The organism is Streptomyces sp. NPDC088745 (assembly GCF_044751045.1).
Lineage (GTDB): Bacteria > Actinomycetota > Actinomycetes > Streptomycetales > Streptomycetaceae > Streptomyces > Streptomyces cremeus.
Genome location: NZ_JBIVLB010000042.1, coordinates 1 through 1,000 on the forward strand (window position 1 = coordinate 1; position 1,000 = coordinate 1,000).

Sequence of the window (1,000 nt, forward strand, 5' to 3'; positions counted from 1 at the left end):
GGTGACGCGGACCGCGTGGACCTTCCACGCGTGCACCAAGGCGTCGGCCGCCTTCATGTACGTCGCCGGAGTCTGCCCCGCGTGGAGCCGCACGGTCACCGTCAGGCCCATGCGGGTGGCGCGCGGGAACGAGAACCGCGGAGCCACCGGCCGCAGCGGATCGCCCTTGACTATCAGGTCCCCGAGCAGCCCACGCGGCGGTCGACGGGAGACAGCGAGGTCGTTGAGCATGGCGACCTTGCGCCAGGTTGCTAACACCCGGCACGCGGTGACCGGGTAGCCGACGACGTACCAGTGCCAGACCGGACGATGCCGGCGCACCAGGTCACCTACGACGAGCACCCAGGCCAGTACGGCCAAGCCGAGCGCGAGCAGGATCGGTCCCATCACGCATCCCCGCCCTTTCCGTGCGCAGCCGTGCCGTGCACGGGCGTGATGGCGTCGGCGCGGAAGCTGACTCCGTGTCGGTCGCCCATCGACCACATGAACGCCGTCAGGCCGGTCACCCGGACGATCTGTCCTTCCTCAATGCCCTTCGGCTGTCCGCTCACTGCGATCTCGATGACGGAGATGCGCCGTCCGTCCTGCCGCACGGTGACGGCCACGGTCCAGACCGGATTGCCGTCCCGGTCCCTCTTCACCTCCTGTGTCTCAGAGTTTGTGATCTTCGCTTCGGGCGCGATGGCGCACCGGAGTACGCCCAGCCGCGCCGTGTCCACGGGAATGGACTGCATTGCTTCGGCCTCCCTGACCCCAGTTGGATGCGTCAGCTCTCATACTGACGTCACTTGTCCTAACGAGTTACGACTATGAGGTGCTGTACGGCGAGGGTGCAACTACTTATGCTGACGAGTGACGTCGCGCGTGCGACGTGACTACGACCTCAACCCGGAGATGCCGAGATGTCGGAGATCCAGCGCCCCGGAGCCCTCTACCAGCAGGTGGCCGCCGCGATCCGCGAAGCGATCCTGTCCGGCGAGTTCGCGCCCGACTCCCTGTT

1 protein-coding gene and 2 pseudogenes are annotated in these 1,000 nt (G+C 66.9%); 1 reads left to right on the plus strand and 2 read right to left on the minus strand.

The window, feature by feature from the left end; genetic code table 11:
• Both ACIP93_RS37725 and ACIP93_RS37730 read right to left on the minus strand, forming a co-directional pair.
• Positions 1-387 (minus strand): annotated as a pseudogene (locus ACIP93_RS37725) (cell division protein FtsK); the annotation flags it as partial.
• Positions 387-734, minus strand: coding sequence for a hypothetical protein (locus tag ACIP93_RS37730; RefSeq protein WP_392016060.1), 348 nt, complete (start codon positions 732-734; stop codon positions 387-389). The pseudogene ACIP93_RS37725 and the gene ACIP93_RS37730, both read right to left, overlap by 1 nt.
• A 168-nt stretch (positions 735-902) precedes the next feature.
• Here ACIP93_RS37730 and ACIP93_RS37735 point away from each other — a divergent pair.
• Positions 903-1,000, plus strand: a pseudogene (locus tag ACIP93_RS37735) (GntR family transcriptional regulator); the annotation flags it as partial.